The sequence below is a fragment of the Streptomyces jeddahensis genome (assembly GCF_001642995.1).
Taxonomy (GTDB): domain Bacteria; phylum Actinomycetota; class Actinomycetes; order Streptomycetales; family Streptomycetaceae; genus Streptomyces; species Streptomyces jeddahensis.
In genome coordinates this window covers 1-26,476 of sequence record NZ_LOHS01000092.1, presented here as the reverse complement: position 1 = coordinate 26,476, position 26,476 = coordinate 1, and the positions used below count along the sequence as shown (strand labels likewise).

24 protein-coding genes and 2 pseudogenes are annotated in these 26,476 nt (G+C 70.4%); 14 read left to right on the top strand and 12 right to left on the bottom strand.

Translation table 11 applies throughout. The features are described 5' to 3' along the window. Positions 1-160: 160 nt before the first annotated feature. Positions 161-319, bottom strand: a pseudogene (locus STSP_RS40350) (RNA-guided endonuclease TnpB family protein); the annotation flags it as partial. A gap of 4 nt (positions 320-323) precedes the next feature. Here STSP_RS40350 and STSP_RS21190 point away from each other — a divergent pair. After that, a pseudogene (locus STSP_RS21190) lies at positions 324-764 on the top strand (DUF1684 domain-containing protein); the annotation flags it as partial. Positions 765-779: 15 nt separating this feature from the next. On the opposite strand, the gene STSP_RS39725 reads toward STSP_RS21190, so the two are convergent. Continuing rightward, positions 780-977 carry a hypothetical protein gene (locus STSP_RS39725; protein ID WP_067280383.1) on the bottom strand — a complete coding sequence of 66 codons (198 nt, stop codon included), beginning with the start codon at positions 975-977 and terminating at the stop codon, positions 780-782. 98 nt (positions 978-1,075) lie between these two features. On the opposite strand from STSP_RS39725, the gene STSP_RS21180 reads away from it, so the two are divergent. Together STSP_RS21180 and STSP_RS21175 are read left to right on the top strand one after the other, a co-directional pair. Then, complete coding sequence (locus tag STSP_RS21180; protein WP_232789737.1) at positions 1,076-1,729, top strand: ATP-binding cassette domain-containing protein; 654 nt, start codon at positions 1,076-1,078, stop codon at positions 1,727-1,729. Then, on the top strand, positions 1,726-2,490 hold the full coding sequence (locus STSP_RS21175) for an ABC transporter ATP-binding protein (protein WP_067280381.1): 765 nt from the start codon (positions 1,726-1,728) through the stop codon (positions 2,488-2,490). Before STSP_RS21180 ends, STSP_RS21175 begins: the two co-directional genes overlap by 4 nt. A gap of 13 nt (positions 2,491-2,503) precedes the next feature. Here STSP_RS21175 and STSP_RS21170 read toward each other — a convergent pair whose 3' ends face one another. Then, complete coding sequence (locus tag STSP_RS21170) at positions 2,504-3,877, bottom strand: APC family permease (RefSeq protein WP_078067379.1); 1,374 nt, start codon at positions 3,875-3,877, stop codon at positions 2,504-2,506. A gap of 72 nt (positions 3,878-3,949) precedes the next feature. Between STSP_RS21170 and STSP_RS21165 the strand changes: the two genes are divergently transcribed. Next, on the top strand, positions 3,950-4,972 hold the full coding sequence (locus STSP_RS21165) for a GlxA family transcriptional regulator (protein WP_107441363.1): 1,023 nt from the start codon (positions 3,950-3,952) through the stop codon (positions 4,970-4,972). A 9-nt stretch (positions 4,973-4,981) separates the two neighbouring features. Here the strand turns inward: STSP_RS21165 and STSP_RS21160 are convergent, their stop codons facing one another. Next, positions 4,982-5,428 carry a hypothetical protein gene (locus STSP_RS21160; RefSeq protein ID WP_067280379.1) on the bottom strand — a complete coding sequence of 149 codons (447 nt, stop codon included), beginning with the start codon at positions 5,426-5,428 and terminating at the stop codon, positions 4,982-4,984. A 224-nt stretch (positions 5,429-5,652) separates the two neighbouring features. Here STSP_RS21160 and STSP_RS21155 point away from each other — a divergent pair, with 224 nt between their 5' ends. After that, positions 5,653-6,672, top strand: coding sequence for an LLM class flavin-dependent oxidoreductase (locus STSP_RS21155; protein WP_067280521.1), 1,020 nt, complete (start codon positions 5,653-5,655; stop codon positions 6,670-6,672). 31 nt (positions 6,673-6,703) lie between these two features. Here the strand turns inward: STSP_RS21155 and STSP_RS21150 are convergent, their stop codons facing one another. The 7 genes from STSP_RS21150 to rhaI form a co-directional block, all read right to left on the bottom strand. Continuing rightward, a complete protein-coding gene (locus STSP_RS21150) occupies positions 6,704-7,783 on the bottom strand; it encodes a sugar ABC transporter substrate-binding protein (protein WP_067280377.1) in 1,080 nt (359 codons plus the stop codon). A gap of 169 nt (positions 7,784-7,952) precedes the next feature. Then, on the bottom strand, positions 7,953-8,603 hold the full coding sequence (locus STSP_RS21145; protein WP_067280376.1) for a LutC/YkgG family protein: 651 nt from the start codon (positions 8,601-8,603) through the stop codon (positions 7,953-7,955). Next, complete coding sequence (locus tag STSP_RS21140) at positions 8,600-10,078, bottom strand: LutB/LldF family L-lactate oxidation iron-sulfur protein (RefSeq protein WP_067280373.1); 1,479 nt, start codon at positions 10,076-10,078, stop codon at positions 8,600-8,602. Before STSP_RS21140 ends, STSP_RS21145 begins: the two co-directional genes overlap by 4 nt. Beyond that, entirely contained in the window at positions 10,075-10,830 is a 756-nt protein-coding gene (locus tag STSP_RS21135) for a (Fe-S)-binding protein (protein WP_067280372.1), read from the bottom strand. The genes STSP_RS21140 and STSP_RS21135 overlap by 4 nt, the downstream gene beginning before the upstream one ends. A 118-nt stretch (positions 10,831-10,948) precedes the next feature. Beyond that, positions 10,949-12,400 (bottom strand): rhamnulokinase, encoded by a 1,452-nt coding sequence (locus STSP_RS21130; RefSeq protein WP_067280369.1) that lies wholly within the window; start codon positions 12,398-12,400, stop codon positions 10,949-10,951. After that, positions 12,397-14,436 carry a bifunctional rhamnulose-1-phosphate aldolase/short-chain dehydrogenase gene (locus STSP_RS21125; RefSeq protein WP_067280366.1) on the bottom strand — a complete coding sequence of 680 codons (2,040 nt, stop codon included), beginning with the start codon at positions 14,434-14,436 and terminating at the stop codon, positions 12,397-12,399. Before STSP_RS21125 ends, STSP_RS21130 begins: the two co-directional genes overlap by 4 nt. 144 nt (positions 14,437-14,580) lie before the next feature. Continuing rightward, positions 14,581-15,741 (bottom strand): L-rhamnose isomerase, encoded by a 1,161-nt coding sequence (gene rhaI, locus STSP_RS21120; protein WP_067280362.1) that lies wholly within the window; start codon positions 15,739-15,741, stop codon positions 14,581-14,583. A 268-nt stretch (positions 15,742-16,009) separates the two neighbouring features. On the opposite strand from rhaI, the gene STSP_RS21115 reads away from it, so the two are divergent. The 7 genes from STSP_RS21115 (at position 16,010) to STSP_RS21085 (ending at position 23,696) form a co-directional block, all read left to right on the top strand. After that, positions 16,010-17,527, top strand: a complete 1,518-nt coding sequence (locus tag STSP_RS21115) for a sugar ABC transporter ATP-binding protein (protein ID WP_067280359.1) — start codon at positions 16,010-16,012, stop codon at positions 17,525-17,527. Continuing rightward, a complete protein-coding gene (locus STSP_RS21110) occupies positions 17,524-18,564 on the top strand; it encodes an ABC transporter permease (protein ID WP_067280358.1) in 1,041 nt (346 codons plus the stop codon). Before STSP_RS21115 ends, STSP_RS21110 begins: the two co-directional genes overlap by 4 nt. Next, positions 18,557-19,534: an ABC transporter permease gene (locus STSP_RS21105; RefSeq protein WP_067280355.1), complete on the top strand. Its 978-nt coding sequence runs from the start codon at positions 18,557-18,559 to the stop codon at positions 19,532-19,534. Before STSP_RS21110 ends, STSP_RS21105 begins: the two co-directional genes overlap by 8 nt. A 118-nt stretch (positions 19,535-19,652) precedes the next feature. Further along, entirely contained in the window at positions 19,653-20,735 is a 1,083-nt protein-coding gene (gene rhaS / locus STSP_RS21100) for a rhamnose ABC transporter substrate-binding protein (protein ID WP_067280352.1), read from the top strand. A gap of 45 nt (positions 20,736-20,780) precedes the next feature. Beyond that, positions 20,781-21,101, top strand: a complete 321-nt coding sequence (locus STSP_RS21095; RefSeq protein WP_067280349.1) for an L-rhamnose mutarotase — start codon at positions 20,781-20,783, stop codon at positions 21,099-21,101. 29 nt (positions 21,102-21,130) lie between these two features. Beyond that, positions 21,131-22,558: a BNR repeat-containing protein gene (locus STSP_RS21090; RefSeq protein ID WP_067280346.1), complete on the top strand. Its 1,428-nt coding sequence runs from the start codon at positions 21,131-21,133 to the stop codon at positions 22,556-22,558. Between the two features lie 112 nt (positions 22,559-22,670). After that, positions 22,671-23,696 carry a LacI family DNA-binding transcriptional regulator gene (locus STSP_RS21085; RefSeq protein ID WP_067280344.1) on the top strand — a complete coding sequence of 342 codons (1,026 nt, stop codon included), beginning with the start codon at positions 22,671-22,673 and terminating at the stop codon, positions 23,694-23,696. Positions 23,697-23,764: 68 nt separating this feature from the next. Here STSP_RS21085 and STSP_RS21080 read toward each other — a convergent pair whose 3' ends face one another. Further along, positions 23,765-24,334 carry a cupin domain-containing protein gene (locus tag STSP_RS21080; protein ID WP_067280342.1) on the bottom strand — a complete coding sequence of 190 codons (570 nt, stop codon included), beginning with the start codon at positions 24,332-24,334 and terminating at the stop codon, positions 23,765-23,767. 195 nt (positions 24,335-24,529) lie between these two features. Between STSP_RS21080 and STSP_RS21075 the strand changes: the two genes are divergently transcribed. Together STSP_RS21075 and STSP_RS21070 are read left to right on the top strand one after the other, a co-directional pair. After that, on the top strand, positions 24,530-25,240 hold the full coding sequence (locus tag STSP_RS21075) for a PIG-L deacetylase family protein (protein WP_067280518.1): 711 nt from the start codon (positions 24,530-24,532) through the stop codon (positions 25,238-25,240). Between the two features lie 169 nt (positions 25,241-25,409). Continuing rightward, positions 25,410-26,369 carry an NADPH:quinone oxidoreductase family protein gene (locus STSP_RS21070; RefSeq protein ID WP_067280341.1) on the top strand — a complete coding sequence of 320 codons (960 nt, stop codon included), beginning with the start codon at positions 25,410-25,412 and terminating at the stop codon, positions 26,367-26,369. Positions 26,370-26,476: the final 107 nt, after the last annotated feature.

Below are 26,476 nucleotides of genomic sequence, written 5' to 3'. Positions count from 1 at the left end.
ACACCCGGGGGCTCGATTTGACATTAGCTTGGCTTTGCGGAGATAAAGAAGGTGCTTTGGGCATCAATTTCACGCAGCGTGACAGTCGTGGCGTGACTGCCGACGAACGCCTACGTGAATGATTGAAACCTCCGCTCCCTGAAGGGAGGGGATTCCTGGCTCAGGCTGCCTCCTGGAGCAGCGCTCCGGGAGGTCTTCCGCCGTCAGCACCAGCCGGGTTGAGACCAGCCCGGACGAGCATCACGTGTGCGGAGTTCTTGTCCCGTGGGGACACGGTTCCGCAGGCGGTGCAGGTGTAGGTGCGCTCACGCAGTGCGTGCTGCATCGACGCCTTCCCGTACGACCCGGCGTGGGTCCTGGAGGCCGCCTACACCCCGGTGCCGGGTGCCCGGCGCGTCGCGTTCGAGCACATCCGGGACAGCGGCGGCACCCGCGTCCTCGTCGTGCCCGGTGACATCTCTCTCGCCGTGGACGGCCGCGACTACACGCTGAGCGCCTTCGACGACGACGGCACCCTGCTGCTCGTCTTCGGCGACCCCACCAACGGTGACAGCACCTACGGCGCCGGGCGCTTCCTCTTCGTGGAGCGCACCGCCGGCGAGGGCCGCGTCCTCCTCGACTTCAACCGTGCCTTCGTACCGCCCTGCGGATTCTCCGATCAGTACAACTGTCCGATGCCGCCGCGGCAGAACCGCTTCCACCTGCCCGTCGAGGCTGGCGAGAAGCGCCCCGTCTTCCGCGGCGGCTTCCTCGCGCAGCACTGACCACCGCAGCGCTGATCACCCCCCGCCCTTCACGTCCTCGCAGTACGAAAGCGTGCGTTCCGCCATGAGCATCACCTTGAGCCGCAAGAAGACCTCCCTGTACGGCACCGCCACGGCCGCCACCCTCGCCCTGACTCTCACCGCGTGCGGCGGGGGCTCCGGCAGCGGCGACGGCTCCGGCGGCACGTACGACAAGAACGCCACCGTCAACATCGGCTTCCTCTACGAGCCGCAGAACGTCGACAACACCGCCGGCGGCGGCCAGGGCGTCACCGAGGCCCTCAACGGCAAAGTCGCTGACCACGCTCGCCGTGCTCGGCCTGCTGCCCGATGGGATGAAGGCCACCGGCAGCGTCGAACTCGCCGGCACCCAGATCGTGGGCGCGAGCGAGAAGCAGCTCACCGGCGTACGCGGCCGGGACGCCGCCATCGTCTTCCAGGAGCCGCTCACCGCACTCGACCCGCTGATGCGCGTCGGCAAGCAGATCGCCGAACCGCTCGCCAGAAGGCGCGAGTTGAAGGGCACCGCGCTCAAGCGGGCCGTGGCAGAAGCGCTGGAGCAGGTGCGGCTGCCCGAGCCCGACCGCATCGCCCGGGCCTTCCCGCACGAGATCTCCGGCGGCCAGCGGCAGCGCGCCGCGCTCGCCATGGCGCTGGCCTGCGACCCGAAGCTGCTCATCGCGGACGAGCCCACCACCGCCCTCGATGTCACGGTGCAGTCCGAGATGCTCGACCTGCTCGACACCCTCGTACGAGAACGGGAGATGGCCGTCCTCTTCGTCAGCCACGACCTCGCCGTCGTCTCGAAGGTCACCGACCGCGTCCTGGTGATGAAGGACGGCCGCGCTGTGGAGGAAGGCGGCGTGCGCGAGATCGTGCGGGCCCCGCGCGAGGAGTACACCCGGGCGCTGGTGGCCAGCGCGCGGCAACTGGAATCGGCCCTTGACCTGGGGAGCGTGCGATGACGCCCGTACTGGAGCTGAGCGCCGCCTCCTTCGCCTACCGGGGAAGCGCCGCGCCCGTCGTCGAGGACGTCTCCCTGAGCGTAGCGGCCGGGCAGAGCCTTGCCCTCGTCGGCGAGTCGGGCGCGGGCAAGACGACTCTGCTGCGGCTGCTGCTCGGGCCCGCCCGGCCCACCGCGGGCGCCGTCCGCTTCGACGGCGACCGGCTGAACCTGCGCGACCGCGCACAGATGCGCCGCTTCAGGCGCAGCGTGCAGTGCGTGTTCCAGGATCCGTACTCGTCGCTCGACCCGCGCCGGCGCGTCGGCGACATCGTGTCGGAACCACTGCATTCCCTCGGCATCGACAGCCGGCGGACGGCCGTGCTGAAGGTGGCCGAGGCGCTGGAGCGGGTCGGGCTGCCCGCCGACGCCGCCGAGCGGTATCCCCACGAGTTCTCCGGCGGCCAGCGGCAGCGCATCGCCATCGCCCGCGCCACCGTCTGCGACCCGCGCGTACTGCTCGCGGACGAACCCGTCAGCGCACTCGACGTCACGACCCGCGTCAAAGTCGTCGAGCTGCTGGGCGAGTTGAAGGAAGAGCGCGGCCTGACCCTCGTCATGGTCTCCCACGACCTGTCGGTGGTCGCCTCGCTGTGCGAACGCACTGCGGTCCTCGAGCGTGGCCGCATCGTCGAACAGGGCGACACAGCACAGGTGCTGGGCGCTCCCGCTCACCCCTACACCCGTCGTCTGGTGGAGAGCGTGCCGCGACTGCCTGTCTGACTCTGACGGGTGTTCATGGGCAGGGGTCGGCCATCCGTACGGGATCGTCGTCGGTGGTCCCCAGCGGACCGGTGTCGCGATCGGTGTCGGAGTCGGTGTCGGCGTCGGGAAGGAGGGCCGGGCGTCGCCGTTTGCGGTTCAGACGCACGGACAGCAGGGCGGCGCCTGCCACCAGCAGGGGCCAGATCAGGTAGACGCCGGACAGGGCAAGCAGCAGCGCCACGGCGGCAAGCGCGGCCCAGGCCGCCGCACGTCCCGCACTGCGCCGCGGCAGCAGGCGGATCGCGGCGGCCACGCCGATCGCGTACACCGCGACGAAGGAGCCCGTCGACAGCAGCACCACCGGCCGCGCGCCCACACCCGTCACCGTCACCGCGAGCAGGGCGAGGAAGGCGAGGGCGGAGACGAAGCCGAGGCTGCGGCGCGGTGTCTCGCCGGCCGTACTGCCCCGCGCGAACCAGCCGGGCAGCACGCCGTCCCGCCCGAGGGCCGCTCCGAGCTTGGCCGCGCTGGCGTAGTACGCGTTCATGGTGCCGAGGGTGAGCAGTACGGCGGCCAGCGCGGCGAGGGGGCGGGCGCCGCCGCCTAGGCCGCGGGCCATGAGGTCGCCGAGCGGCGCGTCGGACCGGGCCGCGCCGCTGCCGAGCACCGCGATCACGGCGCACGCCACCGCCAGATACAGCACGCCCACGATCACGACCGCGAAGGAGGTGGCCCGCGGAAGATCGCGGGCCGGGTCGCGGAACTCCCCGGCCAGATGCGCGATCGCCTCCCATCCCGCGAAGCTGAACACCAGCAGGACCGCGGCGGGCCCGACGGCCGCCCAGCCGTGCGGCGCGAACGGCTGCAGGTTCTCCGTCTTCGCGTGCGGCAGGGACAGCACGACGGCGGCCGCCAACAGGGCGATGAGCAGTCCGAAGAGCACGGACTGCAGGCGGCCGGTCATCCGCACCCCGGCCATGTTGATCGCCGTGACAGTGCTCATCAGCACGCCACCCGTGACCACCGTGGTCACCGTCCCTCCGCCCAGGGCCGCGGCGACATACGACCCGCCGAAGAGAGCGGCGGCCGTCGCGCCCGGAGGTATCGCCAGGTAAAAGCACCAGCCCACCACCGCCGCGGTCCGCTCGCCGAACGCCAGCCGGGCGTACGTCGACACGCCGCCCGCGTCCGGGTGCCGCGCGCCCAGGGCGGCGAAGGCCGCGGCCAGCGGCGCGGACAGGACGACGAGTCCGAGCCAGGCCAGCAGCGAGGCCGGACCAGCGACCTCGGCGGCGAGCGCGGGCAGGGCGATGACGCCGGTGCCGAGTACCGCGCCGACGTAGAGCGCGGTGCCCTGGACCGCGGTGAGCCGCCCCCGCGTGGCACTGATCGTTGTGTTCTGCATGCCGATCAGCCTCGCGGGCACCGGTCCTCGTCGGCCATCGGCAGAAACGCCGGTATACGCTAAATTCCTGCCATGAACGCCGACCGGCCCATGCGGCACGTCGTGGCCGTCGCGGTGACCGACGCCGCCCCCACCTTCGAACTCGCCGTGCCCTGCGAGGTCTTCGGCACCGACCGCAGCGACATCGCCGACCCGTGGTACGACCTGCGGCTGTGCGCCGCCGAACCGGGTCCGCTGCGCACCACGGCCGGACTGAGCCTGGACACCCCCTACGGCCTCGACGATCTCATCGGGGCCGACACCGTCGTCGTGGCCGCCTGCTCCCGCCGCGTCCAGACCGCCCCACCGGGGCCTTTGGTGGAGGCGGTCCGTACGGCTCACGAGCGGGGCCGGCGCATCGTGTCCCTGTGCAGCGGCGCGTACGTGCTCGCCGCCGCCGGGCTCCTCGACGGCCGGCGGGCGACCACCCACTGGATGAACGCCGTCGACTTCGGGCACCGCTTCCCCGACGTCCAGTACGACCCGACTGCGCTCTACATCGAGGACGGCACCGTCTACACCTCGGCCGGCACGGGCGCCGTCATCGACCTCTGCCTGCATCTGGTCCGGCTCGACCACGGTTCCGCGGTCGCCAACGAGGTCGCGCGCCGCATGGTCGTACCGCCGCACCGCGAGGGAGGCCAGACCCAGTACGCCAAGCCGCTGGCCCGTGAACGCAAGAACGACAGCCTCGCGCCCGTACTGGAGTGGGCACGCGAGCGCCTGCACGAGCCGCTGACCGTCGCCGGGCTCGCCCGCGCCGCGCACCTCAGCGAGCGGACCTTCGCCCGCCGTTTCCGCGAGGTGCTCGGCACCACCCCGCTGCAGTGGATCCTCCAGGAGCGGGTACGGCTGGCCCAGGAACTCCTCGAGACCACCGACGACCCCGTGGAGTCCATCGCCCGGCGCACCGGCTTCGGCACCGCGGCCAACCTGCGGCACCACTTCGGGCGCCTCACCACCATCTCGCCGCAGGCGTACCGCCACGTCTTCCGGCACCGTGCCGCGGCCGCGCAGCGCACGGCCACCGCTCCGGACTCACCTCGATCCACGTGAGGGCCTGCGTCAGTCCCAGAGTTTGAACGTCTCTTCCTTCTGCGCCTGAGCCGGCCTGTCGTCCGTGTACACGAGACGCATCCGGGTGTAGCGATCCTGCTGGGGATCCCTCTCCCACGGCTGGGGGCGGTCGAGCCGCACGGTGACCGGGTAGGCGTGGAACTTGCCCGCTGCGCAGTACGGCTGGCAGTCGTTCACGAGGTCGACCCCGCGGGCTTCGGCGAACGCCGGTCCCCAGGCCGACCATCGGAGGTCGACGAGCCGGTTGTTGCCGTCCCCGCAGGCGAGGATGAAGTCCTCGGGGCGGACCTGCGGGTCGAAGAAGCAGTCGACCAGGACCGGATCGGGTTCGGGCGGTGGTGACGATGCTCCTGCGGAGGCGGATGCCGGCACGACTGCTGCGAGTGCGGCAGCCGCACAGAGCGTGGCCGCTGTCCTCCGCTTGTGTGTCTGCATGGTGGCTCCCCTCCACAGCTTGGCTCCTGTGTCGACGCTACGACCGCACCTGGAGATGCACCACTGCGACACGCATTAACACGCATAACCATGCAAGGTGTGAAATATGAATAGACGATGAAGCGATGGATTCCGCGTGGGTCCCCGCCGGGACGGCCTGCCAGAATCGGCACAGTACTGCACTGCACTGGTGTACGAACATGCCGCGGACGATGGAGGAGCCCGTGCCGCCGACCTCGGAACCCCTGCGGAAGCTGGGCTTCTTGACCATCGGGCTGTTCGACGAGGGCGACCCCCGCCGCGGCCACGAGTCGACACTCGAGATCATCGAACTGGGTGAGCAGCTGGGCTTCGACAGCGCTTGGGTGCGCCACCGTCACCTGCAGTACGGCATCTCCTCGCCCGTCGCCGTCCTGGCGGCGGCCTCACAGCGCACCAGCCGCATCGAGCTCGGCACAGCGGTCATCCCCCTGGGCTGGGAGAACCCGCTGCGCCTGGCCGAGGACCTCGCGACGGTCGACATCCTGTCCGGGGGCCGCCTCAATCCGGGCGTCAGCGTGGGCCCGCCGATGCACTACGACCAGGTCAAGCACGCGCTCTACCCAGACACCGCCGACATCGAGGACTTCAGCTACGACCGCGTGCAGCGGCTGCTGGACTTCGTGCGCGGCAAGCCCGCCACCGACTTCAGCGGCGTCGAGGGGTTCGAGGTCTTCTCGGACCGCGTCCAGCCGCACTCCGCCGGCCTGGGCCGCCGCATGTGGTATGGCGGTGGCAGCCTCCGGTCGGCTCAGTGGGCCGGTGAGCACGGCATGAACCTCCTGACCAGCAGCGTCGTCAAGGCGGAGGAGTCCGAGGACTTCGCCGAGACCCAGCTGTCGCACATCCGGACCTTCCGCGCCCACCACCCCGACGGCGACCGGGCCCGGGTCTCACAGGGACTCGTCGTCATCCCCACCGACTCCGCATCGCCGGAACAGCGCGCGAAGTACGAGGCGTACGCCGAGAAGCGGATGCCGCGAACCGCGGCGCCCCAGGGCCCGGCGCGCATGATGTTCGCGCCCGACCTCGTCGGCACGTCCGCGGAGATCGCCGAGCAGCTCTACGCCCACGCCGCGTTCCGGGAGATCGAAGAGGTCGCGTTCGCGCTGCCGTTCACCTTCGACCACGACGACTACGTGCAGATCCTCACCGACATCGCCACCAAGCTGGGCCCGGCACTCGGCTGGCGGGCAGCCGCCTGAACGGCGGTGGCCTGTTCCCGGGTATGTGGTGTCAGGTGAGCCCGGCCTTGTCGCAGGCGGCCCGGAGCTTGGGGATGCAGATCTGGTCGATCGTGTACAGGCCGTCCTTGATGAGGGTGTCCTTGATGTCGCGGACGGTCACGGGGACAGGGGTGAGCAGTACGCTCGGGATGTCCTTGGTGGTGGCGTTGTCGATGGTGCCTGTGGCGATGCCGCCCACGTCATCGCCGCGCCCCAGGGCGACGGCCATGGCGGCAGCGGCGCCGGCCTGGTTCCTGAAGGGCTTGTACACCGTCATGTACTGCTCACCGCTGACGAGGCGCCGCACAGCGTCCAGGTCGGCGTCCTGACCTGTGACAGGCGGCAGCGGTGTGACGTGGGCCCCCTTGAGCGCCGAGATGGCGCCGGTGGCGATGGAGTCGCTGGCCGCCAGGACGCCGTCGATCCCGCCCGGGCCCAGGGCGGCCAGGGCGCGGGACATGTTGTCGTGGGCGTTCTCCGACTGCCAGTCGACGGTGTCGTAGGACTTGCCGATCTTCACCTTGCCCTGGAGGACGGACAGTGCGCCCCTCTTGAACCACTCCGCGTTGGGGCCGGTCGGATCGCCGTTCATCATGACGATCTGGCTGCGGTCCGCCTTGTCGCCGAGGGCCTTGAGCAGCGCCTCACCCTGCAGCCTGCCGACCTGCATACCGTCGAAGGTGACCACGCCCGAGACAGGGCCCTGGGCGAGCCGGTCGTAGGCGACGACCGGGACACCCGACTTGTGGGCCGCCTCGACCGAGGAGCGGAGCGCCTTCGGGTCGACGACATCGAGGATCAGGACGCTCGCACCTTTGGTGATCATGGTGTCGATCTGGCGCCGCTGGACTGCCGCATCGTCGCCGGCGTTGGCGTACTCGACCTTGCAACGAGCGCACAGTTCCTTCAGCCTCTTCTCGATCAGGGGCCGGTCGAAGTGATCGAAACGAGGGCGCCCGTAGCTCGGAAGCAGCAGGCCGATCGTGAAGCTGTCACCGCCTGCCCCGCCGTTTCCACCGCAGCCTGCGAGGGCTGTGACCATGAGTCCCGCGGCCATGGCGGCGATGGCGTGCAACCTGCGGGTCCTCATGTTGCCTCCCGTCCGATGCCGTCAGTATCGGCAGGTGGAGGTCCCGGACACACTCGGCGACGGTGAGGGCGCCGAACCCCTGCGCTGGGGGACCAGCCGTCCAGGACTGGTAGGGCACCTACACACCAGAGTGGCACATTCGGTGAGGACGTCGTGGTCGGCCGCGTCGTCACTCCTCGCTGACCAGCACGACCTCCAGCGCCCGCGGACCGTGTACGCCCTCCACCCGGTCCAGTTCGATGTCGCTGGTCGCGGACGGACCGGAGATCCAGGTCTGCGGACGCCCCGGGGTCAGCCGCTCCAGGGCCTGGGGGACCGAGGAGACGACCTGGCCGGGCACGCGTACGACGCAGACGTGGTGGTCGGGGACGAGGGTGATACGGCGGCGGCCCTGGTCGGGGCCCCCGTCGAGAACGATCGTGCCGGTCTCGGCGACGGCCACCGCGCAGCCGGTGACGACGCTGTCGATCTCGTCCAGCTCGTGCGGGGTGCTCGCCGCGCGGTCGGGGACACGCGTCGCGTCGGCCGCCTCGGTCAGCCACTGCGGGGGCAGGCCGTCCGGCACCAGGACCGTCCGCGAGCCGCGCTCGGCGAGCAGCCGCGCGATCAGACCGGGCAGGCCGTCGGCGTCAGTGCGGTGCACGATCGCCCGGTAGTCCGCGAGGTTCTCGGCGAGCAGGTCGACGGTCTGTTCCGTCGTGCGGTCGCCGTGCTCGCGCAGATACGCTCGGTCGATGGCCTGCTCGTACGGCGTGTCGTCCTGCGGCACGTCGGCCAGCGCGCGACGCACCCGGCCCAGGATCAGGTCCCTGCTGCTCACTTCGCGTCGTCCTTCCCACCGTGCGTACGCTGCCACCAGTCGCGGAACGGCTCCGCGGGTACCGCCGGAATGTCCCGGCTCGCGCTCCATGCCTGGCCAGGGCCCGGGAGCGACCGCGGATGGAGCCGGCGCGTGCGCGAGGCCAGCCGCTGACCCGTGCGCAGCGCGCCCGGGTGGCTGAACGCCCAGCGTGCCGCACGCATCGCCGCCCGCTCGGCGGCGTGCCCCTTCGCGGGCTTCAGCACGACCTTCGCACCCTTCCGGGTGACCGGGCCGCCCTCGACCACGCGCTCCCGCAGATGCACCAGCACCTCCGGGATGTCGATCGCCACCGGGCACACCTCGTAGCAGGCGCCGCACAGCGACGAGGCGTACGGCAGCGAGGCGTCGATCTCGCTCTCCGTGCCGCGCAGTTGCGGGCTCAGGATCGCGCCGATCGGGCCTGGATACACCGAGCCGTACGCATGGCCGCCCGCCCGCTCGTACACCGGGCAGACGTTGAGACACGCCGAGCAGCGGATGCAGCGCAGCGCCTGGCGGCCGACCTGGTCGGCGAGCGTGTCGGTGCGGCCGTTGTCGATCAGGACCAGATGGAAGGTCTGAGGTCCGTCCCCGTCCGTGGTGCCGGTCCACATCGACGTGTACGGGTTCATGCGCTCGGCCGTCGACGAGCGGGGGAGGGTCTGGAGGAACACCTCCAGGTCCTGCCAGGTGGGCACGATCTTCTCGATGCCGACGACCGAGATCAGCGTCTCGGGGAGGGTCAGGCACATACGGCCGTTGCCCTCGGACTCGACGACCACGAGGGTGCCGGTCTCGGCGACCATGAAGTTGGCGCCGGAGATGCCGACCTTGGCGCGCAGGAACTTCTCCCGCAGGTGCAGGCGGGCGGCTTCGGCGAGTTCGGCGGGTGTGTCGGTGAGGCCCTCGGGGGCCGGTCGGCCCCACTCGCCCATCTCGCGCTTGAAGATGTCGCGGATCTCGCCCCGGTTGCGGTGGATGGCCGGGACGAGGATGTGCGAGGGGCGGTCCTTGCCGAGCTGCACGATGAGTTCGGCCAGGTCGGTCTCGTAGGCGTGGATGCCCTCGGCCTCGAGGGCCTCGTTCAGCCCGATCTCCTGGGTCGCCATCGACTTGACCTTGACGACCTCGGTCTCGCCGGTGGCCTTCACGAGGTACGTGACGATGCGGTTGGCCTCGTCGGCGTCGGCCGCCCAGTGGACGATGCCGCCCGCCGCGGTGACCGCCTCCTCCAACTGCACGAGGTAGCGGTCGAGATGGCGCAGCGTGTGGTCCTTGATCTGCTTGCCCGCCTCGCGCAGCCGCGCCCAGTCCTCGAGTTCGGTGACGGCGCGGGCGCGCTTGTCGCGGATGGTGTGCGTCGCGTGCCGCAGATTGCCGCGCAGGGTCTTGTTGCGCACGGCGTCGTGCGCGGCTTTCGGAAACGCGGGCATGCCTACGAAGGTCCCGCTCATGCCAGGGGCTCCTCTTCCGTGCTCGCCAGGATCTCCGCGATGTGGACCGGACGCATCGCCGTACGCAGCCGTCCCATCGTGCCGCCGATGTGCATGAGGCACGAGTTGTCCGCCGCGCACAGCACCTCGGCACCCGTGGACTCGGCGTTGCGCACCTTGTCGGCACCCATCGCGGCCGACACGTCGGAGTTCTTCAGCGCGAAGGTGCCGCCGAAGCCGCAGCATTCCTCGGCGCCGGGCAGCTCGACCAGCTCCAGCCCCTTGACGGCCTGCAGGAGCCTGTGCGGCCGATCGCCCAGGCCGAGACCGCGCAGACCATGACAGGTCGGGTGGTACGTGACCTTGTGCGGGTAGTACGCGCCCACGTCCGTCACCTTCAGGACGTCCACCAGGAACTCGGTGAGCTCGTACGTCTTGGGGACCACCGGTGCCAGCGCGGTCGCGAGTCCGTCGCCGCGGCCCTCCGCCCGCGCCCGTTCACCCATCCGCGGATACAGCTCGCGCACCATCGCCCCGCAGGAGCCGGACGGCGTCACGATCGCGTCGTAGTCGCGGAAGACATCGGAGAAATGCCGGGCGAGGGGCTCGGCCTCATGCCGGTACCCGGTGTTGTAGTGCGCCTGCCCGCAGCATGTCTGCGCCATCGGGAAGTCGACCTGGCAACCGAGCCTGGTCAGCAGCTTCACCACGGCGCGGCCGGTATCCGGATACAGCGTGTCGTTGACACAGGTCAGGAACAGTGCGACACGCATCGCGGCTCCTTCGTGTTCCTCTGAAATGGATCATCGGATGAGTGCAGAGTACGCGGCGGGAGGGTGCCGCGGGAGACCCGCTGTGACACCCTCCCGCCGTCCCCTCCTGTTCCCCGAGTCACGGTGCGGCGATCCTGGCCTCCGCCGCACGCCACGCGGCAGCGTCGCCCATGGGCTCGTAGCGCCGCAACGGCTGTGTACGAGCGAGGAGTTCACGCATTGCCGTGCGGTCGCCGACGAGGCCGTGGGCCCGCGCCTGCACCAGGACGTTGCCGAGTGCTGCGGCCTCCGCCGGGCCCGCCACCACCGGCAGCCCGCACGCGTCGGCCGTCAGCTGGCACAGCAGCTCGTTGTGCGCGCCGCCGCCCACGATGTGCACGACGTCGACGGGGCGGTCGGCGAGTTGCTGGGCCTCCGCGATCGCCCGGCGGTGGGCGAGGGCGAGTGAGTCGAGGATGCAGCGCGTGGTCTCGGCGGGCGTCGCGGGCACCGGTTGGCCGGTCGCCCGGCAGGCGTCGGCGATCCGCTCCGGCATCCGCCCCGGGGCGAGGAACACGGCGTCCCCCGCGTCCACGACCGCCTGCAGCGGTTCCACCGCGGCCGCATCCCGCAACAGCGCGGTCAGATCCGGATTGCCCCAGGAGCGGAGGCACTCCTGCAGCAGCCACAGGCCCATGATGTTGCGCAGGTAGCGGACCGTGCCGTCGAGCCCGAGCTCGTTGGTGAAGTTCGCCGCGCGGCTCGCCTCGGTCAGCACGGGCGCGTCGAGCTCCAGGCCGGCCAGCGACCAGGTGCCGGTGCAGATGTAGGCGAACCGGTCCGTCGTCGCAGGTACTGCGGCCACGGCGGACGCGGTGTCGTGCGAGCCGACCGCGGTCACCGGCACCGGGCCGGTCAGCCCCGTCTCCTCCAGGACGTGCAGCAGCAGCTGGCCCGCCGGGTCGCCGGGGTTCCGGAGCGGGGCGAAGAGGCCGAGGTCGATGCCGAGCCGGGCCGCCGTGTCATACGACCAGTCACGCGTGCGTGGATCGATCAGCTGCGTGGTGGAGGCGTTGGTGAGCTCCGTGCCCGCCTCGCCGGTCATCCAGTACGAGATCAGGTCGGGGATCAACAACAGGCGTTCGGCGGCGGCGAGTTGAGCGGTGTCCCGGGCCGCCACCAGCTGGTACAGCGTGTTGAAGGGCGCGTACTGCAGCCCGGTCGCCGCGTACAGCTCGTCCGCCGGGACCGTCGCCCACACCTTCTCCGCAATGCCCTCGGTACGGGAGTCGCGGTAGTGCACCGGGTTGCCGAGCAGCGCGCCGTCCGCGTCCAGCAGCCCGTAGTCGACAGCCCAGCTGTCGATGCCGACCGAGTCGATCTGCCCGGCCGCCCGCAGACCGTCCAGCACGCCCGCGTACAGGGCGAGGATGTCCCACCGCAGCCCCTCGGCCAGCCGCACCGGCCGGTTGGGGAAGCGGTGGACCTCCGTCAGCTCCAGGGTGCCGGGGCCGACGCGGCCGACCATGACGCGTCCGCTGGACGCGCCCAGGTCGACCGCGGCGAACGACCCCGCCGTCCTCGCGCTCATCGCAGGAAGGCGGCCGCGACACCCGCGTCCACGGGGATGTGCAGCCCGGTCGTGTGCGTCAGGTCCCCGCCCGTCAGCGCGAACACGGCGTTCGCCACGTGCTCGGGCAGCACCTCGCGCTTGAGGATGGTGCGCTGGGCGTAGAACTCGCCGAGCTTCTCCTCCTCGATCCCGTACGTCGCCGCGCGCTGTGCGCCCCAGCCGCCGGCGAAGATGCCGGAGCCGCGCACCACACCGTCGGGGTTGACGCCGTTGACGCGGATGCCGTGCTCGCCCAGCTCGGCCGCAAGGAGCCGCACCTGGTGGGCCTGGTCGGCCTTGGTCGCGGAGTACGCGATGTTGTTCGGGCCGGCGAAGACCGCGTTCTTGGAGGCGATGTAGACGATGTCGCCGCCCAGGCCCTGGTCCCGCATGACGCGCGCCGCCTCGCGGGAGACCAGGAACGAACCCCGCGCCATGATGTCGTGCTGCAGGTCCCAGTCCTTGGCCGTGGTCTCGAGGAGCGGCTTGGAGATCGAGATACCGGCGTTGTTGACGACGAGGTCGACGCCGCCGAAGGCGAGCAGCGCGGCCTTGAACGCCTCGGCGATCTGCTCCTCGCTGGTCACGTCGACGGTGACGGCGACGGCCTTGTCGGGACCGCCCAGCTCCTCGGCGACGGCGGCCGCGTTCTCCGCGTTGAGGTCCGCGACCACCACGCACGCGCCCTCCGCGGCCAGCCGGTGCGCGATCGCCTTGCCGATGCCGCTGCCCGCGCCGGTCACGAGCGCCACGCGCGTGGCGAGCGGCTTGGGCTTCGGCATCCGCCGGAGCTTCGCCTCCTCAAGGGCCCAGTACTCGATGCGGAACTTCTCCGACTCCTCGATCGGCGCGTACGTCGAGACGGCCTCGGCGCCCCGCATCACGTTGATCGCGTTGACGTAGAACTCGCCGGCCACGCGGGCCGTCTGCTTGTCCTTGCCGAACGAGAACATGCCCACGCCCGGGACCAGCACGATCGCCGGGTCCGCGCCGCGCATCGCGGGCGAGTCGGGCTCCGCGTGCCGCTCGTAGTAGGCCGCGTACTCCTCGCGGTACTCGGCGTGCAGCTCCTTGAGGCGGGCGATCGCCTCGTCGAGGGGAGCGGTCGGCGGCAGGTCGAGGACGAGCGGCCTGACCTTCGTACGGAGGAAGTGGTCCGGGCAGGACGTGCCGAGGGCCGCGAGGCGCGGGTGCTCGGCGCGCGCGAGGAAGTCGAGGACGACGTCGGAGTCGGTGAAGTGGCCGACCTGCGGGCGGTCCTGCGATGCGACGGCCCGGACGTACGGCGCCAGGGCCGCCGCCCGCTCACGGCGCTCGCTCTCGGACAGCGCCTCGTATCCCTCGATGACCGGACCGAACGGCTCGGCCTTCCCGCGCTCGGTGAGGAACGCCTCGGCGGTGCGGATCATGTGCAGCGAGTTGCGCTCACACTCCTCGGCCGTGGCGCCCCACGCCGTGATGCCGTGCCCGCCGAGGATGCAGCCGATGGCCTGCGGGTTGGCCTCCTTGACCGCCGCGATGTCCAGGCCGAGCTGGAACCCGGGCCGGCGCCACGGCACCCAGACCACGCTGTCGCCGAAGCACTCGGCGGTCAGCTTCTCGCCGTCGGCGGCGCAGGCGAGTGCGATACCGGAGTCGGGGTGGAGGTGGTCGACATGGGCCGCGTCCACCAGGCCGTGCATCGCGGTGTCGATGGACGGGGCGGCGCCGCCCTTGCCGTGCAGGCAGTAGTCGAACGCGGCGACCATCTCGTCCTCGCGCTCGACACCCGGGTAGACGTCGACGAGCGCGCGCAGCCGGTCCAGCCGCAGCACGGCCAGGCCCGCCTCGGTGAGCGTGCCGAGGTCGCCGCCCGAACCCTTGACCCACATCAGCTCGACGTCACCGCCGGTCACGGGATCGGTGTCGGTGCCCTTCGCGGAGGCGTTGCCGCCGGCGTAGTTGGTGTTGCGAGGGTCGGAGCCAAGCCGATGGGACCGCGCCAGGAGGGCGGCGGCTTCGGGGTGGGGTGCCATGGTGTGTGATCAGTCCTTCATGAAACGTGGGTACGTGTGCTCAGATGCGCTCTGAGAGAGGGCGCCCTATAGGGGCGCGGGGAACTGCGCGACCAGCCAGACACGGCCCGCAGACTGCCACCGGCCTGACCCGGCAGACGAAGATCAGGCTCCCCAACCCGCCTGCTGCCCTCCGACGCGCTCCTCGGCGATCTTCTCCGCCCAGCCGGAGGCGAGATACGCCGCGATGGGGTCGGCGTCCAGCCCCATCTCCTCGCGGACCTCGCGCAGCAGCGGCCGCACGTCCGTGTTGTACGCGTCCATCAGCACGGCGTTCGCCCCCAGCACGTCACCGGACCGCTGAGCCGCGGCGAGCGCCTCGCGATCGACGAGCAGAGCCTTCGCCGTCGCCTCCTGCACGTTCATCACCGACCGGATGATCGCCGGGATCTTCGCCTCGATGTTGTGGCACTGGTCGAGCATGAAGGCCACATCAGGCGTGAACCCCCCGCCCCGCACCACCTCGTACATGATCCGGAACAGCTGGAACGGGTCCGCGGCGCCCACCATCAGGTCGTCGTCCGCGTAGAAGCGGGAATTGAAGTCGAAGCCGCCGAGCTTCCCCTCGCGCAGCAGCGTGGCGACGATGAACTCGATGTTGGTGCCGGGCGCGTGGTGCCCGGTGTCCACGACGACCTGCGCCTTCGGGCCGAGCTTGAGGCAGTGCGCGTACGCCGTGCCCCAGTCCGGGACGTCCGTCGTGTAGAAGGCGGGCTCGAAGAACTTGTACTCGAGCAGCATGCGCTGGTCGTCGCCGAGCCGCTCGTAGACCTCGGCCAGGCCCTCCGCGAGGCGGTCCTGGCGCTCGCGGACGTCGTCCTGGCCGGGATAGTTCGTGCCGTCCGCGAACCACAGCTTCAGGTCCTTCGACCCGGTGGCGTCCATGATGTCGACGCACTCCAGCAGGTGATCAACGGCCTTCCGGCGCACCGCCGCATCGGGGTGGCAGATGCTGCCGAGCTTGTAGTCGTCGTCCTGGAAGGTGTTGGAGTTGATCGCGCCCAGCTTCAGGCCGCGCTCCTCCGCGTGCTTCGCAAGAGCCCCGTAGTCGTCGACCTTGTCCCACGGGATGTGCAGAGCCACGGTGGGCGCGACCCCCGTGAACTCGTGCACCTTCGCCGCGTCGTCCAGCTTCTCCCGCGGATTCCGTGGGACCCCGGGCTGGGCGAACACCTTGAAGCGGGTCCCTGAGTTCCCGTACGCCCACGACGGCGTCTCGACGGCCTGGGTCTTGAGCGCGGCCTTCACCGCGGCGAGCTCGGTCACTTCGGGGCTCCTGTGACGTCGGGTCTGGAAGACGCATTCTGAATAATCTGAATCGATTCAGAGAGGGAAGCTATGAGCACCCCGAGGGGCTGTCAACCCTTCTGGCAAAGACGGGCCTTCGTGACTCCCTTGTGACCTTATGGCGTCGAAAATTTGGACTCGGACCCATTGACGCGACCTCCAGGGCATGCCTAACGTCCCGGCAACCTAGTTGAAACCTTTCACGACGTCGTGAGGCCGCTCCGCCCGCGTCGTTGAGGAGCCCCCCATGACCCAACGGTCCGACACGGGTCCGTCCCCCGTGCTGGCGCTCAAGGACGTGTCCAAGTCCTTCGGCGCCGTGCGCGCTCTGCGGGACGTGTCCCTGGAACTGTTCCCCGGCGAGGTGCACGCACTCGCCGGCGAGAACGGCGCGGGCAAGTCGACTCTCATCAAGACGCTCGCCGGCGTCCACCGACCGGACGCCGGTCAGGTGCTGCTGGACGGCGAGCCCACCGTCTTCCACGGTCCGGCCGACGCCCGCGACGCGGGCATCGCCGTGATCTACCAGGAGCCCACGCTCTTCCCCGACCTGTCGATCGCCGAGAACATCTTCATGGGCCGCCAGCCCCGGCGCGCCCTCGGACGCATCGACCACAAGGCCACGAACGCCGCGACCCTGGCCCTGATGCAGCGCCTCGGTGTCGAACTCGACCCCGATCGCCCGGCGCGCGGCCTGTCCATCGCCGACCAGCAGATCGTCGAGATCGCCAAGGCGCTCTCCTTCGACGCCCGCGTCCTGATCATGGACGAGCCGACGGCCGCCCTCACCGGCAGCGAGGTGGCACGCCTCTTCGGCGTCGTCCGCACCCTGCGCGAGCAGGGCGCCGCGGTGCTGTTCATCTCGCACCGCCTGGAGGAGATCTTCCAGATCTGCCAGCGGGTCACGACCCTGCGGGACGGCGCCTGGATCTCCAGCGAGCTGCTGGACGGCATGACGGAGGACGACCTCGTACGGCGGATGGTCGGGCGCGATCTCGACGAGCTGTACCCCAAGCAGGAGGTGCAGGCGGGCGAGGTGGCGCTGAGCGTGCGCCGTCTGACCCGCGAGGGCGTGTTCACCGACGTCTCCTTCGAGGTGCGGCGCGGTGAGATCGTCGGCCTCGCCGGGCTCGTCGGCGCCGGCCGCACCGAGGTCGCCCGGGCCGTCTTCGGCGTCGACCGCTGGGACGCCGGTGAGGTCGAGGTCGACGGCAAGGCACTGACGAACGGCGCACCGTCCACCGCCATGGCCGCCGGGCTGGCCCTCGTGCCCGAGGACCGGCGCGCCCAGGGCCTGGTGATGGACATGTCCATAGAGCGGAACATCGGGCTCACCGGCCTGCGCACGACCGTGAAGGCCGGCCTGATGAACCGGGGCGCCGAGCGCAGCCGCTCCCTCGACTGGGCGGTCAAGCTGCAGGTGAAGTACGCGCGGATCGCCGACGCGGTGTCCACGCTGTCCGGCGGCAACCAGCAGAAGGTCGTCCTCGCCAAGTGGCTGGCCACCGGCCCCAAGGTGCTGATCGTCGACGAGCCGACCCGCGGCATCGACGTCGGCACGAAGGCCGAGGTGCACCGCCTGCTCAGCCAGCTGGCGGCCGACGGGGTCGCCGTCCTGATGATCTCCTCCGACCTGCCCGAGGTCCTCGGCATGGCCGACCGCGTGCTCGTGATGCACGAGGGCCGGCTGACCGCCGAGATCCCACGCTCCGAAGCCACCGAGGAATCCGTGATGGCCGCAGCAACCGGGAGGGCAGCCGCGTGACGGTGACCGCTCCCAACCCCGCACCCGCAGCCGAGATACCCAAGTCCAGCGGCACCCGCCTCGTCGACCGCGTCTTCAAGATGCGCGAACTCGCCATCCTGCTGGTCTTCCTGGTGATGATCGCCATCACTCAGGCGGGCAACAGCGAGTTCCTGTCCGAGCAGGGCATCAAGGACCTGCTGCTGAACGCGACCATCCTGGTGCTGGTCGCCACCGGCCAGTCGCTGGTCGTGATCACCCGGAACGTCGACCTCTCGGTCGGCTCGACGCTCGGCATCAGCGCCTTCGCGGCCGGCACCTATCTCCAGGGCGGCGGGAACTCCGTCGTGGCGATCGTCCTGGCGGTGCTGCTCGGCGTCGGCTTCGGCCTCCTGAACGGGCTGCTCGTCAGCCTCGGCCAGGTGCCCGCGCTCGTCGTCACCCTCGGCACGCTCTACATCATCCGCGGCATCGACTCCATCTGGGTCGGCTCCCGCCAGATCACCGCGGCCGACCTCCCGGGCGGATTCGTCGACTTCGGCTCCGGCGGCATCTCCGCTGTGCCGTACCTGGCGCTGATCGCCCTCGCGGTCCTGGTCGCCACCGCGTACTACCTCAAGCACTTCGGCAGCGGACGAGAGCTGTACGCTCTCGGTTCCAACCCGGAGGCCGCGCGGCTCGCCGGCATCCCGGTCCGCAAGCGGATCCTGGCCGCGTACACCTTCTGCGGAGCCCTCGCCGGCCTCGCGGGCGCGATGTACCTCGCCCGGTTCGGCAACGTGGACTCCGGCACGGGCAACGGCTACGAACTCACCGTCGTCAGCGCGGTCGTGGTCGGCGGCGTCGTCTTCACCGGCGGGTCCGGCAGCGTCTACGGCGCCGCCCTCGGCGCGCTGCTGCTGACCTCGATCAACAGCGTGCTGCCCGCCCTCGGCGTCAGCTCCGTCTGGGTGCTCGCCATCAACGGCATCCTGCTCATCCTCGCCATCGCCGTGGACCGTGTGGTCGCACTGCGCGTGGCGTCCGCCCTGAAGAAGAGGAACGCCCGCCATGGCTGACTCGTCGCTCGCGCGCGCCGTCCGCTGGGACACGGTCGTCGGCGCCCTCCTCATCGTCGTGCTCCTGTTGTCCTTCGGCTTCGTCGACGGATTCGGCAACGCCCTCAACCTGTCGTTCCTGATCGGCAACACGCTGCCGATCGCGCTGATCGCCCTGCCGATGACCCTGCTCGTGGTCTCCGGCGAGATCGACCTCTCCGTCGCCTCCACGGCCGGACTGTCGGGCGCTGTGATGGGCGCGCTGTGGAACCAGGGGATGACGATCGAGACGATCATCCCGCTGTGCCTGCTGCTCGGTGCGGTGTGCGGTCTGATCAACGGCCTGCTCGTGACCCGGCTCGGGCTGCCGTCTCTCGCCGTCACGATCGGTACGCTCGCCGCCTACCGCGGCATCGCCCAGATCGTCCTCGGCTCGGACGCCGTGACCGACTTCCCCACGCAGTACCTGGACTTCGCGGCCGGACGCATCGGCGACACCTTCATCCCGTACGCGTTCCTGCCCTTCCTGGTGCTGCTGGCGATCGCCGTGGTCGTGCTGCACGCAACCCCGTTCGGCCGGTCGCTGTTCGCCATCGGCGCCAGCGAGGAGGCCGCCCGGTTCGCGGGCATCCGCGTCAAGCGGCAGAAGCTGATCCTGTTCACCATGACCGGCCTGATGGCCTCGCTCACCGGTGTCTTCTGGGCGCTGCACTACGCCAGCGCCCGCTACGACAACGCCACCGGCCTCGAACTGGCCGTCATCGCCGCGGTGCTCCTCGGCGGCATCGACTTCGACGGCGGCAAGGGCACGCTCGGCGGTGCAATCGCGGGAGTCTTCCTGCTCGGCGCGCTGCAGAACGTGATGAGTCTCCAGGACGTCTCCGCCCAGTCGCAGATCGTCGTCACCGGCGTCCTGCTCGTCCTCTCCGTGCTCGGCCCCCGGGTCGCACGTCAGATCTCGGTCGCGAGGGCGGCACGCTCCGCTGGATAGGCAGTTCGAAAATCTGCGGGCCGTCTGTGGCTGGTCGCGCCCGCGCGGCGGAGCCGCATATCGATACCGCCCCGCGCCCCTTTGGGGCGCACCCACTCACCCCGTAAAGGACCCCGTCATGCGCAAGGCATCCATCCGCCGTACCTGCGCGGCCCTCGCCGCCGTCACCTCCCTCGCCCTCGCGGCCACCGCCTGCGGCGGCACCACCAAGAACGACGTCAAGAACGACAGTGGCTCCTCCGCCTCCGCCGGCAAGGCCGACCCGAACGCGGAGCTCAAGAAGGGCCTGACCGTCGGGTTCCTGCCCAAGCAGGTCAACAACCCGTACTTCACCTCCGCCGACAAGGGCGGCGAGGCGGCCCTCAAGGAGCTGGGCTCCACCTACAAGGAGGTCGGGCCGAGCAGCGCCACCGACACCTCCGGACAGGTCTCCTACGTCAACACGCTCACCCAGCAGCAGGTCGACGCGATGGCCGTCTCCGCGCAGGACCCGGGCGCCCTGTGCACCGCGCTCAAGCAGGCCATGAAGAACGGCATCAAGGTCGTCACGTACGACTCCGACACCAAGGCCGACTGCCGTAACGCCTTCGTGTCGCAGGCATCCGCCGAGGACCTGGGCCGCACCGAGGTGCAGCTGCTCGCCGAGCAGATCGGCTACAAGGGCGAGATCGCGATCCTCTCCGCCGCGCAGACCGCGACGAACCAGAACCTCTGGATCGACTACATGAAGGACGAGCTGAAGGACCCCAAGTACAAGGACATCAAGCTGGTCAAGGTCGCGTACGGCAACGACGACGCCCAGCAGTCCTTCCAGCAGACCCAGGGCCTGCTCCAGGAGTACCCGAACCTGAAGGGGATCATCTCCCCGACCACGGTCGGCATCAAGGCCGCGGCCCAGTACCTGTCCGGCTCGAAGTACAAGGGCAAGGTCAAGCTGACCGGCCTCGGCACCCCGAACGACATGCGCAAGTACGTCAAGAACGGCACCGTCGAGGCGTTCGAGCTGTGGGACCCGGCCAAGCTCGGCGAGCTCGCCGCCCGCACCGCCGTCGCCCTGGTCTCCGGGCAGATCACGGGCAAGGAGGGCGAGACCTTCAAGGCCGGTGACATGGGGACGTTCACCATCGGCAAGGACGGCGTGATCAGCCTCGGCAAGCCGACCGTGTTCGACAAGAAGAACATCGACCAGTTCAACTTCTAGGCCTCACCCACTAGGACTCACCTTCTAGGACCCGGAGGGTCGTTGATGCAGCGCGTGTGCTTTCTGCTGAAGGTCCGGGCGGACCGCCTCGACGAGTACCGCGAGAGGCACGCCGCCGTGTGGCCCGAGATGCTCGAAGCGCTCTCGGCCACCGGCTGGCACAACTACTCGCTGTTCCTGCGCGAGGACGGCCTGCTGGTCGGCTATCTGGAGACCGAGGACTTCGCGGCCGCCCAGGCCGGCATGGAGGCCACCGACGTCAACGCCCGCTGGCAGGCGGAGATGGCGCCGTTCTTCGAGTCGTTGGACGGCGCCCGGCCCGACGAGGCCATGAAACCCCTCACCGAAGTGTTCCACCTTGCCTGACACACCCCGCATCTCAGGAGCAAGCGGACATGAGACGACGTACCCTGCTGGCCACCGCTCTCGCGTCGGGGCTCAGTGCCGTGGCAGTCACTAGCACGGCACGGGCCGCCGACCCCGGCCCCTCGGTCACCCTGACCGGGAGCACCACACTCGACACCCAGGCCATCTACTTCGTTTCCTACGACGGCCTGGTCAACAACAACTCGTTCCAGAAGAACGGGCTGCTGACCTACAAGGGCTACCAGTACGCCGTCTGGTACACCGCCGACCGGAACGCCGTCGTGGGCCGCCGTGTGCTCGGTTCGAGCACCTGGTCCACCGTCAAGGTGGGCCACACCCTGCGGTACAACGACTCCCACAATGTCATCTCCATGGGGATCTCCAAGGTCGACGGTCGGCTGCACCTCAACATGGACTCCCACAGCGATGGCTTCACCTACGTCAAGTCGGTGGCCGGGCTCGTGGACAACCCGTCCGGACTGAGCTGGACCGCGAGCCGCTTCGGCGCACCGCAGTCCACCCTCGACGGACTCGCGCTCACCTCGCAGTTCACCTACCCGCAGTTCATCTCGACGCCCGAGGGCAAGCTCCAGCTGAGCTACCGCGTCGCCATCTCCGGCAACGGCCGCAACGCCCTCGCCGAGTACGACGGCACGTCCTGGACCAACCTCGGCGAGTGGACCAGCTCCACCGGCACGTACACCAGCGAGCACGGCTCCAGCACGGCCCGCAACATGTACCTGCACGGCATCGACTACGACAGGAACGGCCGCCTGCACTCCTTCTTCACGTGGCGCGAGCAGAACGGCGCAGTGATGTGCAGCAGCGGCGGCATCACCAACCACGACACCGGCTACGTCTACTCCGACGACCGCGGCCGCACCTGGCGCAACAACGCGGGCACCGTCGTGGGCACCACCGGCGGCTCCGACAAGGTCGCCGTCACCGACTCCGGGCTGGTCGTGGACCCGCTCAACCCGGACCACTCGCTGATGAACCAGGAGAGCCAGTTCACCGACTCGGCCGGTCTGCCGCACGCGATCATCAGCTATGTGCCCGGCCGGTTCGGTCAGTGCACGACGAACTACGTTGCCGATCGCACCGCCAACGGCCGTGCCTTCCACGTCCGCAAGAACTCCTCCGGCACCTGGCAGAAGACCGAGATCCCGGTCCCGCTGAACTCCAGCCAGCGCACCAAGCTGATCCTCGACAAGTACGACAACGCGTACGCGATCTTCCCCTTCTGCCGTATAGCCGGAGCGTCCAAGGCGTCCGGGTACACGGACTGGACGATCTTGTACGACGGCGTCAGTGCCGGGCTCAACGCCTTCGGCGAGGTCGTGATCGACGAGACGCGGATCGCGCAGGACAACTTCCTGTCGATCATGTACCAGGAGAAGTCCAGCGGTACGACGCCCTCGGCGCTGCGCAACCTCAACTTCCGCCTGCCCACCTGAACGGAAACGTCGTGATCGGGAAACCGTGACCGGCGTGACCGTGGCGGGTGCGCCACGAAGGTAATGTGAACGCGCACCCGCCGCTCCGCATCCTCTTGGAGGTCCTCGCCCGATGGCCCAGTCGGTGGGTATCAAGGACGTCGCCCGCGCCGCCGGAGTGTCCGTCGGCACGGTCTCGAACGTCATCAACCGTCCGGACAGCGTCGCATCGGAGACCCGGGCGCGGGTGCTGTCCGCGATAGACCGGCTCGGCTATGTGCGCAGCGAGTCGGCCCGCCAGTTGCGGGCCGGCCGCAGCCGGATCATGGGCCTGCTCGTCCTCGACATGGGCAACCCCTTCTTCGTGGACGTGGCACGTGGCGCCGAGCGGGCCGCGCGGGACGCCGGTCTTGGTGTCATGGTCTGCAACAGCGCGCAGAGCGCAGGCGAGGAGGCCGAGTACCTGTCGCTCTTCGCCGAGCAGCGGGTGCGCGGCGTGCTGCTGACGCCTGCCGACGCGACGGGACGCAACATCGAGACGTTCCGCCGCCACGGCATCCCGTTCGTGCTCGTCGACCGGGTCGCCGAGGGCACCACCGAGTGCTCGGTCTCGGTCGACGACGTGGTGGGCGGCGCGCTGGCCGTACGGCATCTCGTCGACGCGGGGCACCGCTCCATCGCGTATGTGAGCGGGCCGCCCGGACTCAACCAGGTCGCGGACCGCCGGACAGGTGCCCTCAATGCGCTCGCCGAGGCCGGCCTGGGTCCCGACGCGCTGCGCGAACTGCCCACCGAGCGGCTCGACGTGGCCGCGGGCCGTGACGCCGGGGCCCGGCTGCTCGGGCTCGCCGATCGCCCGACGGCCGTGTTCTGCGCCAACGACCTGCTCGCGCTCGGTGTCCTGCAGGCCATGTTCGCGGCCGGCGTGAGCGTGCCGGACGACCTGGCGATCGTCGGCTACGACGACATCGAGTTCGCGGCCGCCGCTGCCGTACCGCTCACCTCGGTCCGCCAGCCCGCGGTGACCCTGGGCGCGCTGGCCGCCGAGCTCCTGCTCGAGGAGACGGAGGCGGAGACGGCGTCGGCGCCGCACGAGCACAGGCGGGTCGTGCTCCAGCCGGAGCTCGTGGTGCGCCGCTCCAGCCTGTCCGCGCGCTGACGCCGGGCGGGGCAGTCACGCGCTGGCGTCGGGCGGGGCGGTCACGCGCGCTGACGCCGGCCGGGGCGTCACTCCGACGGCAGGCGGGTGCCGCACCGGCTGCAGTACAGGGCGTCGCGTTCCGGCGCCAGGCGCCCGCAGTCGGGGCAGACACGGTGCAGCAGGCAGGCGGCCTCGCCGCCCTCCGGCTGCGGCCCGCCCTTCGGCTGTGGTCCGCCCTCGAGCTGCGGCTCGATCTGCCGCCGCGGCTCGCGCTGCGGCTCGTGCTCCGGTGCGGCCGAACGGATCCTGAGGCCGGGCCTGCGGCGGTGCACGGTGAGATAGACCATGCCGTCCGGACCCGCCGACAGCGACCGGCTCGTGCCGCGCGGCAGCCAGGTGAGGCTTCCCGGCCCCAGCGTGTGCCGCCCGCCGTCGATGTCGAGTCGCCCGCCGCCGTCCGTCACGTACAGCAGGACGTCGAGATCCGGCTCGGCGTGCGCGCCGACATCGGCCCCGGGCGCCAGACGCACCACGTTCGCGTCCAACTGCCGTCCCGGGCCGGCCAGCCGCCACACGGCGCCGCCCTGTTCCGCGGGCGTCTCACCGAGCAGATCGGCCATCCGGGCGAGCACGCCGGGTTCCGAGGGCGGGGCCACCGATTTCCTCCCAGGTACAGCAGCTACAGCAGGTACAGGATGCGCGGAGGCGGATGTTACCTGTAGTGCGAAGGTACTCGGGACAGGCACTCCCGACCGGCCGTGGCGCATAGGCTCCGTTCCATGACCGAGCCGCAGCCCGACCTGACGACCGAGCCGCACAACGGCCCGGCGACCGAGCCCCCGCTCGAACCCATGCCCACCGACTGGCAACGCGCCCTCGCCGTCGTGGCCCACCCCGACGATCTGGAGTACGGCTGCGCGGCCGCGGTCGCCGGATGGACCGACGCCGGACGCGAGATCACGTACGTCCTGGCCACTCGCGGCGAGGCGGGCATCGACACGCTGGAGCCCGCCACATGCGGCCCCCTGCGGGAACAGGAGCAGCGGGCGAGTGCCGCCGTCGTCGGGGTGTCGAGTGTGGAGTTCCTCGACCACAAGGACGGCGTGATCGAGTACGGGCTCCGGCTGCGCCGGGACATCGCCGCGGCCATCCGGCGCCACCGGCCCGAGCTGGTCATCACCCTCAACCACCGCGACACCTGGGGCGGCGTCGCCTGGAACACGCCGGACCATGTCGCCGTCGGGCGCGCCACGCTCGACGCCGCTTCGGACGCCGGCAACCGCTGGATCTTCCCGGAGCTGGCCGACCAGGGCCTCGAACCGTGGAACGGTGTGCGCTGGGTGGCCGTCGCCGGATCCGCCCAGCCGACCCACGCCGTGGACGCCACGCCCGGTCTCGAGCGGTCGGTCCGCTCCCTGCTCGAACACCGCACCTACATCGAGGCGCTCACGGACGAGGACCCGGAGACGTACTGCCGCACCTTCCTCCTCGGCAACGCCGAGGCCACGGGCCGGCGCTTCGGCGGAAAGCCCGCGGTGGCGTTCGAGCTGTTCAGCCGTTGAGGCCCGGGCCCGGGGTGGGCGGCGCTCGCGCCGCCATGGGCCCCCTCGGATCCTCGGATCCTGCAGCTCTCGCGCCCAGTGACGGACGCGACGGTTCCCACATGTCCAAGCAACTGCTTAGTATGCGGTTCTCAGTCCGGTTCTGCGAACACTCCCGTGGAGGCCCCGCATGCAGGCATGGCACGTGCACGAGAACGGCGAGCCGCGGGAGGTGATGCGCCTCGAGGAGACGCCCGAACCGGTACCCGGCGAGGGCCAGGTCCTCCTCAGGGTGCGGGCCGCGAACGTCAACTTCCCCGATGCGCTCCTGTGCCGCGGGCAGTACCAGATCCGGCCCGCGCTGCCGTTCACGCCCGGTGTGGAGATCTGCGGCGAGACCGAGGACGGCCGCCGCGTCCTCGCGAACCCCGTGCTCCCGTACGGCGGTTTCGCCGAGTACGCCGTCGCCGATGCGGCCGCCCTGCTGCCCGCGCCCGACGCGCTGGACGACGCCGAGGCGGCGGCACTGCACATCGGCTACCAGACGGGCTGGTTCGGCCTGCATCGCCGCGCCCGCATCCAGGCGGGCGAGACGCTGCTCGTGCACGCGGCCGCGGGCGGCGTCGGCAGCGCGGCCGTGCAGCTCGGAAAGGCCGCGGGTGCCACCGTCATCGGCGTCGCGGGCGGCGCGGAGAAGGCGAAGGTCGCCCGAGAGCTGGGATGCGACCTCGTGCTCGACCGGCACAATGACGATGTCGTCGCCGCCGTCAAGGAGGCCACCGGTGGCCGGGGCGCGGACGTGATCTACGACCCCGTGGGCGGCGACGCCTACGCGCAGTCGGCCAAGTGCGTGGCCTTCGAAGGCCGGATCGTCATCGTGGGCTTCGCGAGCGGCACGATTCCGTCACCCGCGCTCAACCACGCGCTCGTGAAGAACTACTCGATCCTCGGCCTGCACTGGGGCCTGTACAACACGAAGGACCCGCAAGCGGTCCTGCACTGCGACGAGCAGCTGACCGAGCTCGCCGCGAAGGGCGCGATCAAGCCGCTCGTCAGCGACCGCGTGCCACTCACGGCCGCGGCCGAGGCCGTACAACGCGTCGCCGACGGCGTCACGACCGGTCGTATCGCGGTCGTCCCGGGGTCTTGAGGGCCGCTTTCGGCGCGGCTGGCAGGGAGCGGGAGTAGCCGGCTGAGCAGGTCGACCTCCGGGCGGCCTGACGCCCTCTCCACTCCGAACTCGGTCGAGCCCGGGCG

What these genes read in the sequence shown, in the direction of transcription:
- STSP_RS21070 (WP_067280341.1), top strand. Translation starts at nt 25,410, where the DNA reads ATGCAGGCATGGCACGTGCACGAGAACGGCGAGCCGCGGGAGGTGATG.
- STSP_RS21115 (WP_067280359.1), top strand. Translation starts at nt 16,010, where the DNA reads ATGACCCAACGGTCCGACACGGGTCCGTCCCCCGTGCTGGCGCTCAAG.
- STSP_RS21160 (WP_067280379.1), bottom strand. Translation starts at nt 5,428, where the DNA reads ATGCAGACACACAAGCGGAGGACAGCGGCCACGCTCTGTGCGGCTGCC.
- STSP_RS21130 (WP_067280369.1), bottom strand. Translation starts at nt 12,400, where the DNA reads ATGAGCGCGAGGACGGCGGGGTCGTTCGCCGCGGTCGACCTGGGCGCG.
- STSP_RS21075 (WP_067280518.1), top strand. Translation starts at nt 24,530, where the DNA reads ATGCCCACCGACTGGCAACGCGCCCTCGCCGTCGTGGCCCACCCCGAC.
- STSP_RS21090 (WP_067280346.1), top strand. Translation starts at nt 21,131, where the DNA reads ATGAGACGACGTACCCTGCTGGCCACCGCTCTCGCGTCGGGGCTCAGT.
- STSP_RS21165 (WP_107441363.1), top strand. Translation starts at nt 3,950, where the DNA reads ATGAACGCCGACCGGCCCATGCGGCACGTCGTGGCCGTCGCGGTGACC.
- STSP_RS21150 (WP_067280377.1), bottom strand. Translation starts at nt 7,783, where the DNA reads ATGAGGACCCGCAGGTTGCACGCCATCGCCGCCATGGCCGCGGGACTC.
- rhaS (WP_067280352.1), top strand. Translation starts at nt 19,653, where the DNA reads ATGCGCAAGGCATCCATCCGCCGTACCTGCGCGGCCCTCGCCGCCGTC.
- STSP_RS21105 (WP_067280355.1), top strand. Translation starts at nt 18,557, where the DNA reads ATGGCTGACTCGTCGCTCGCGCGCGCCGTCCGCTGGGACACGGTCGTC.
- STSP_RS39725 (WP_067280383.1), bottom strand. Translation starts at nt 977, where the DNA reads ATGTTGACGGTGGCGTTCTTGTCGTACGTGCCGCCGGAGCCGTCGCCG.
- STSP_RS21095 (WP_067280349.1), top strand. Translation starts at nt 20,781, where the DNA reads ATGCAGCGCGTGTGCTTTCTGCTGAAGGTCCGGGCGGACCGCCTCGAC.
- STSP_RS21135 (WP_067280372.1), bottom strand. Translation starts at nt 10,830, where the DNA reads ATGCGTGTCGCACTGTTCCTGACCTGTGTCAACGACACGCTGTATCCG.
- STSP_RS21170 (WP_078067379.1), bottom strand. Translation starts at nt 3,877, where the DNA reads ATGCAGAACACAACGATCAGTGCCACGCGGGGGCGGCTCACCGCGGTC.
- STSP_RS21085 (WP_067280344.1), top strand. Translation starts at nt 22,671, where the DNA reads ATGGCCCAGTCGGTGGGTATCAAGGACGTCGCCCGCGCCGCCGGAGTG.
- STSP_RS21175 (WP_067280381.1), top strand. Translation starts at nt 1,726, where the DNA reads ATGACGCCCGTACTGGAGCTGAGCGCCGCCTCCTTCGCCTACCGGGGA.
- STSP_RS21125 (WP_067280366.1), bottom strand. Translation starts at nt 14,436, where the DNA reads ATGGCACCCCACCCCGAAGCCGCCGCCCTCCTGGCGCGGTCCCATCGG.
- STSP_RS21140 (WP_067280373.1), bottom strand. Translation starts at nt 10,078, where the DNA reads ATGAGCGGGACCTTCGTAGGCATGCCCGCGTTTCCGAAAGCCGCGCAC.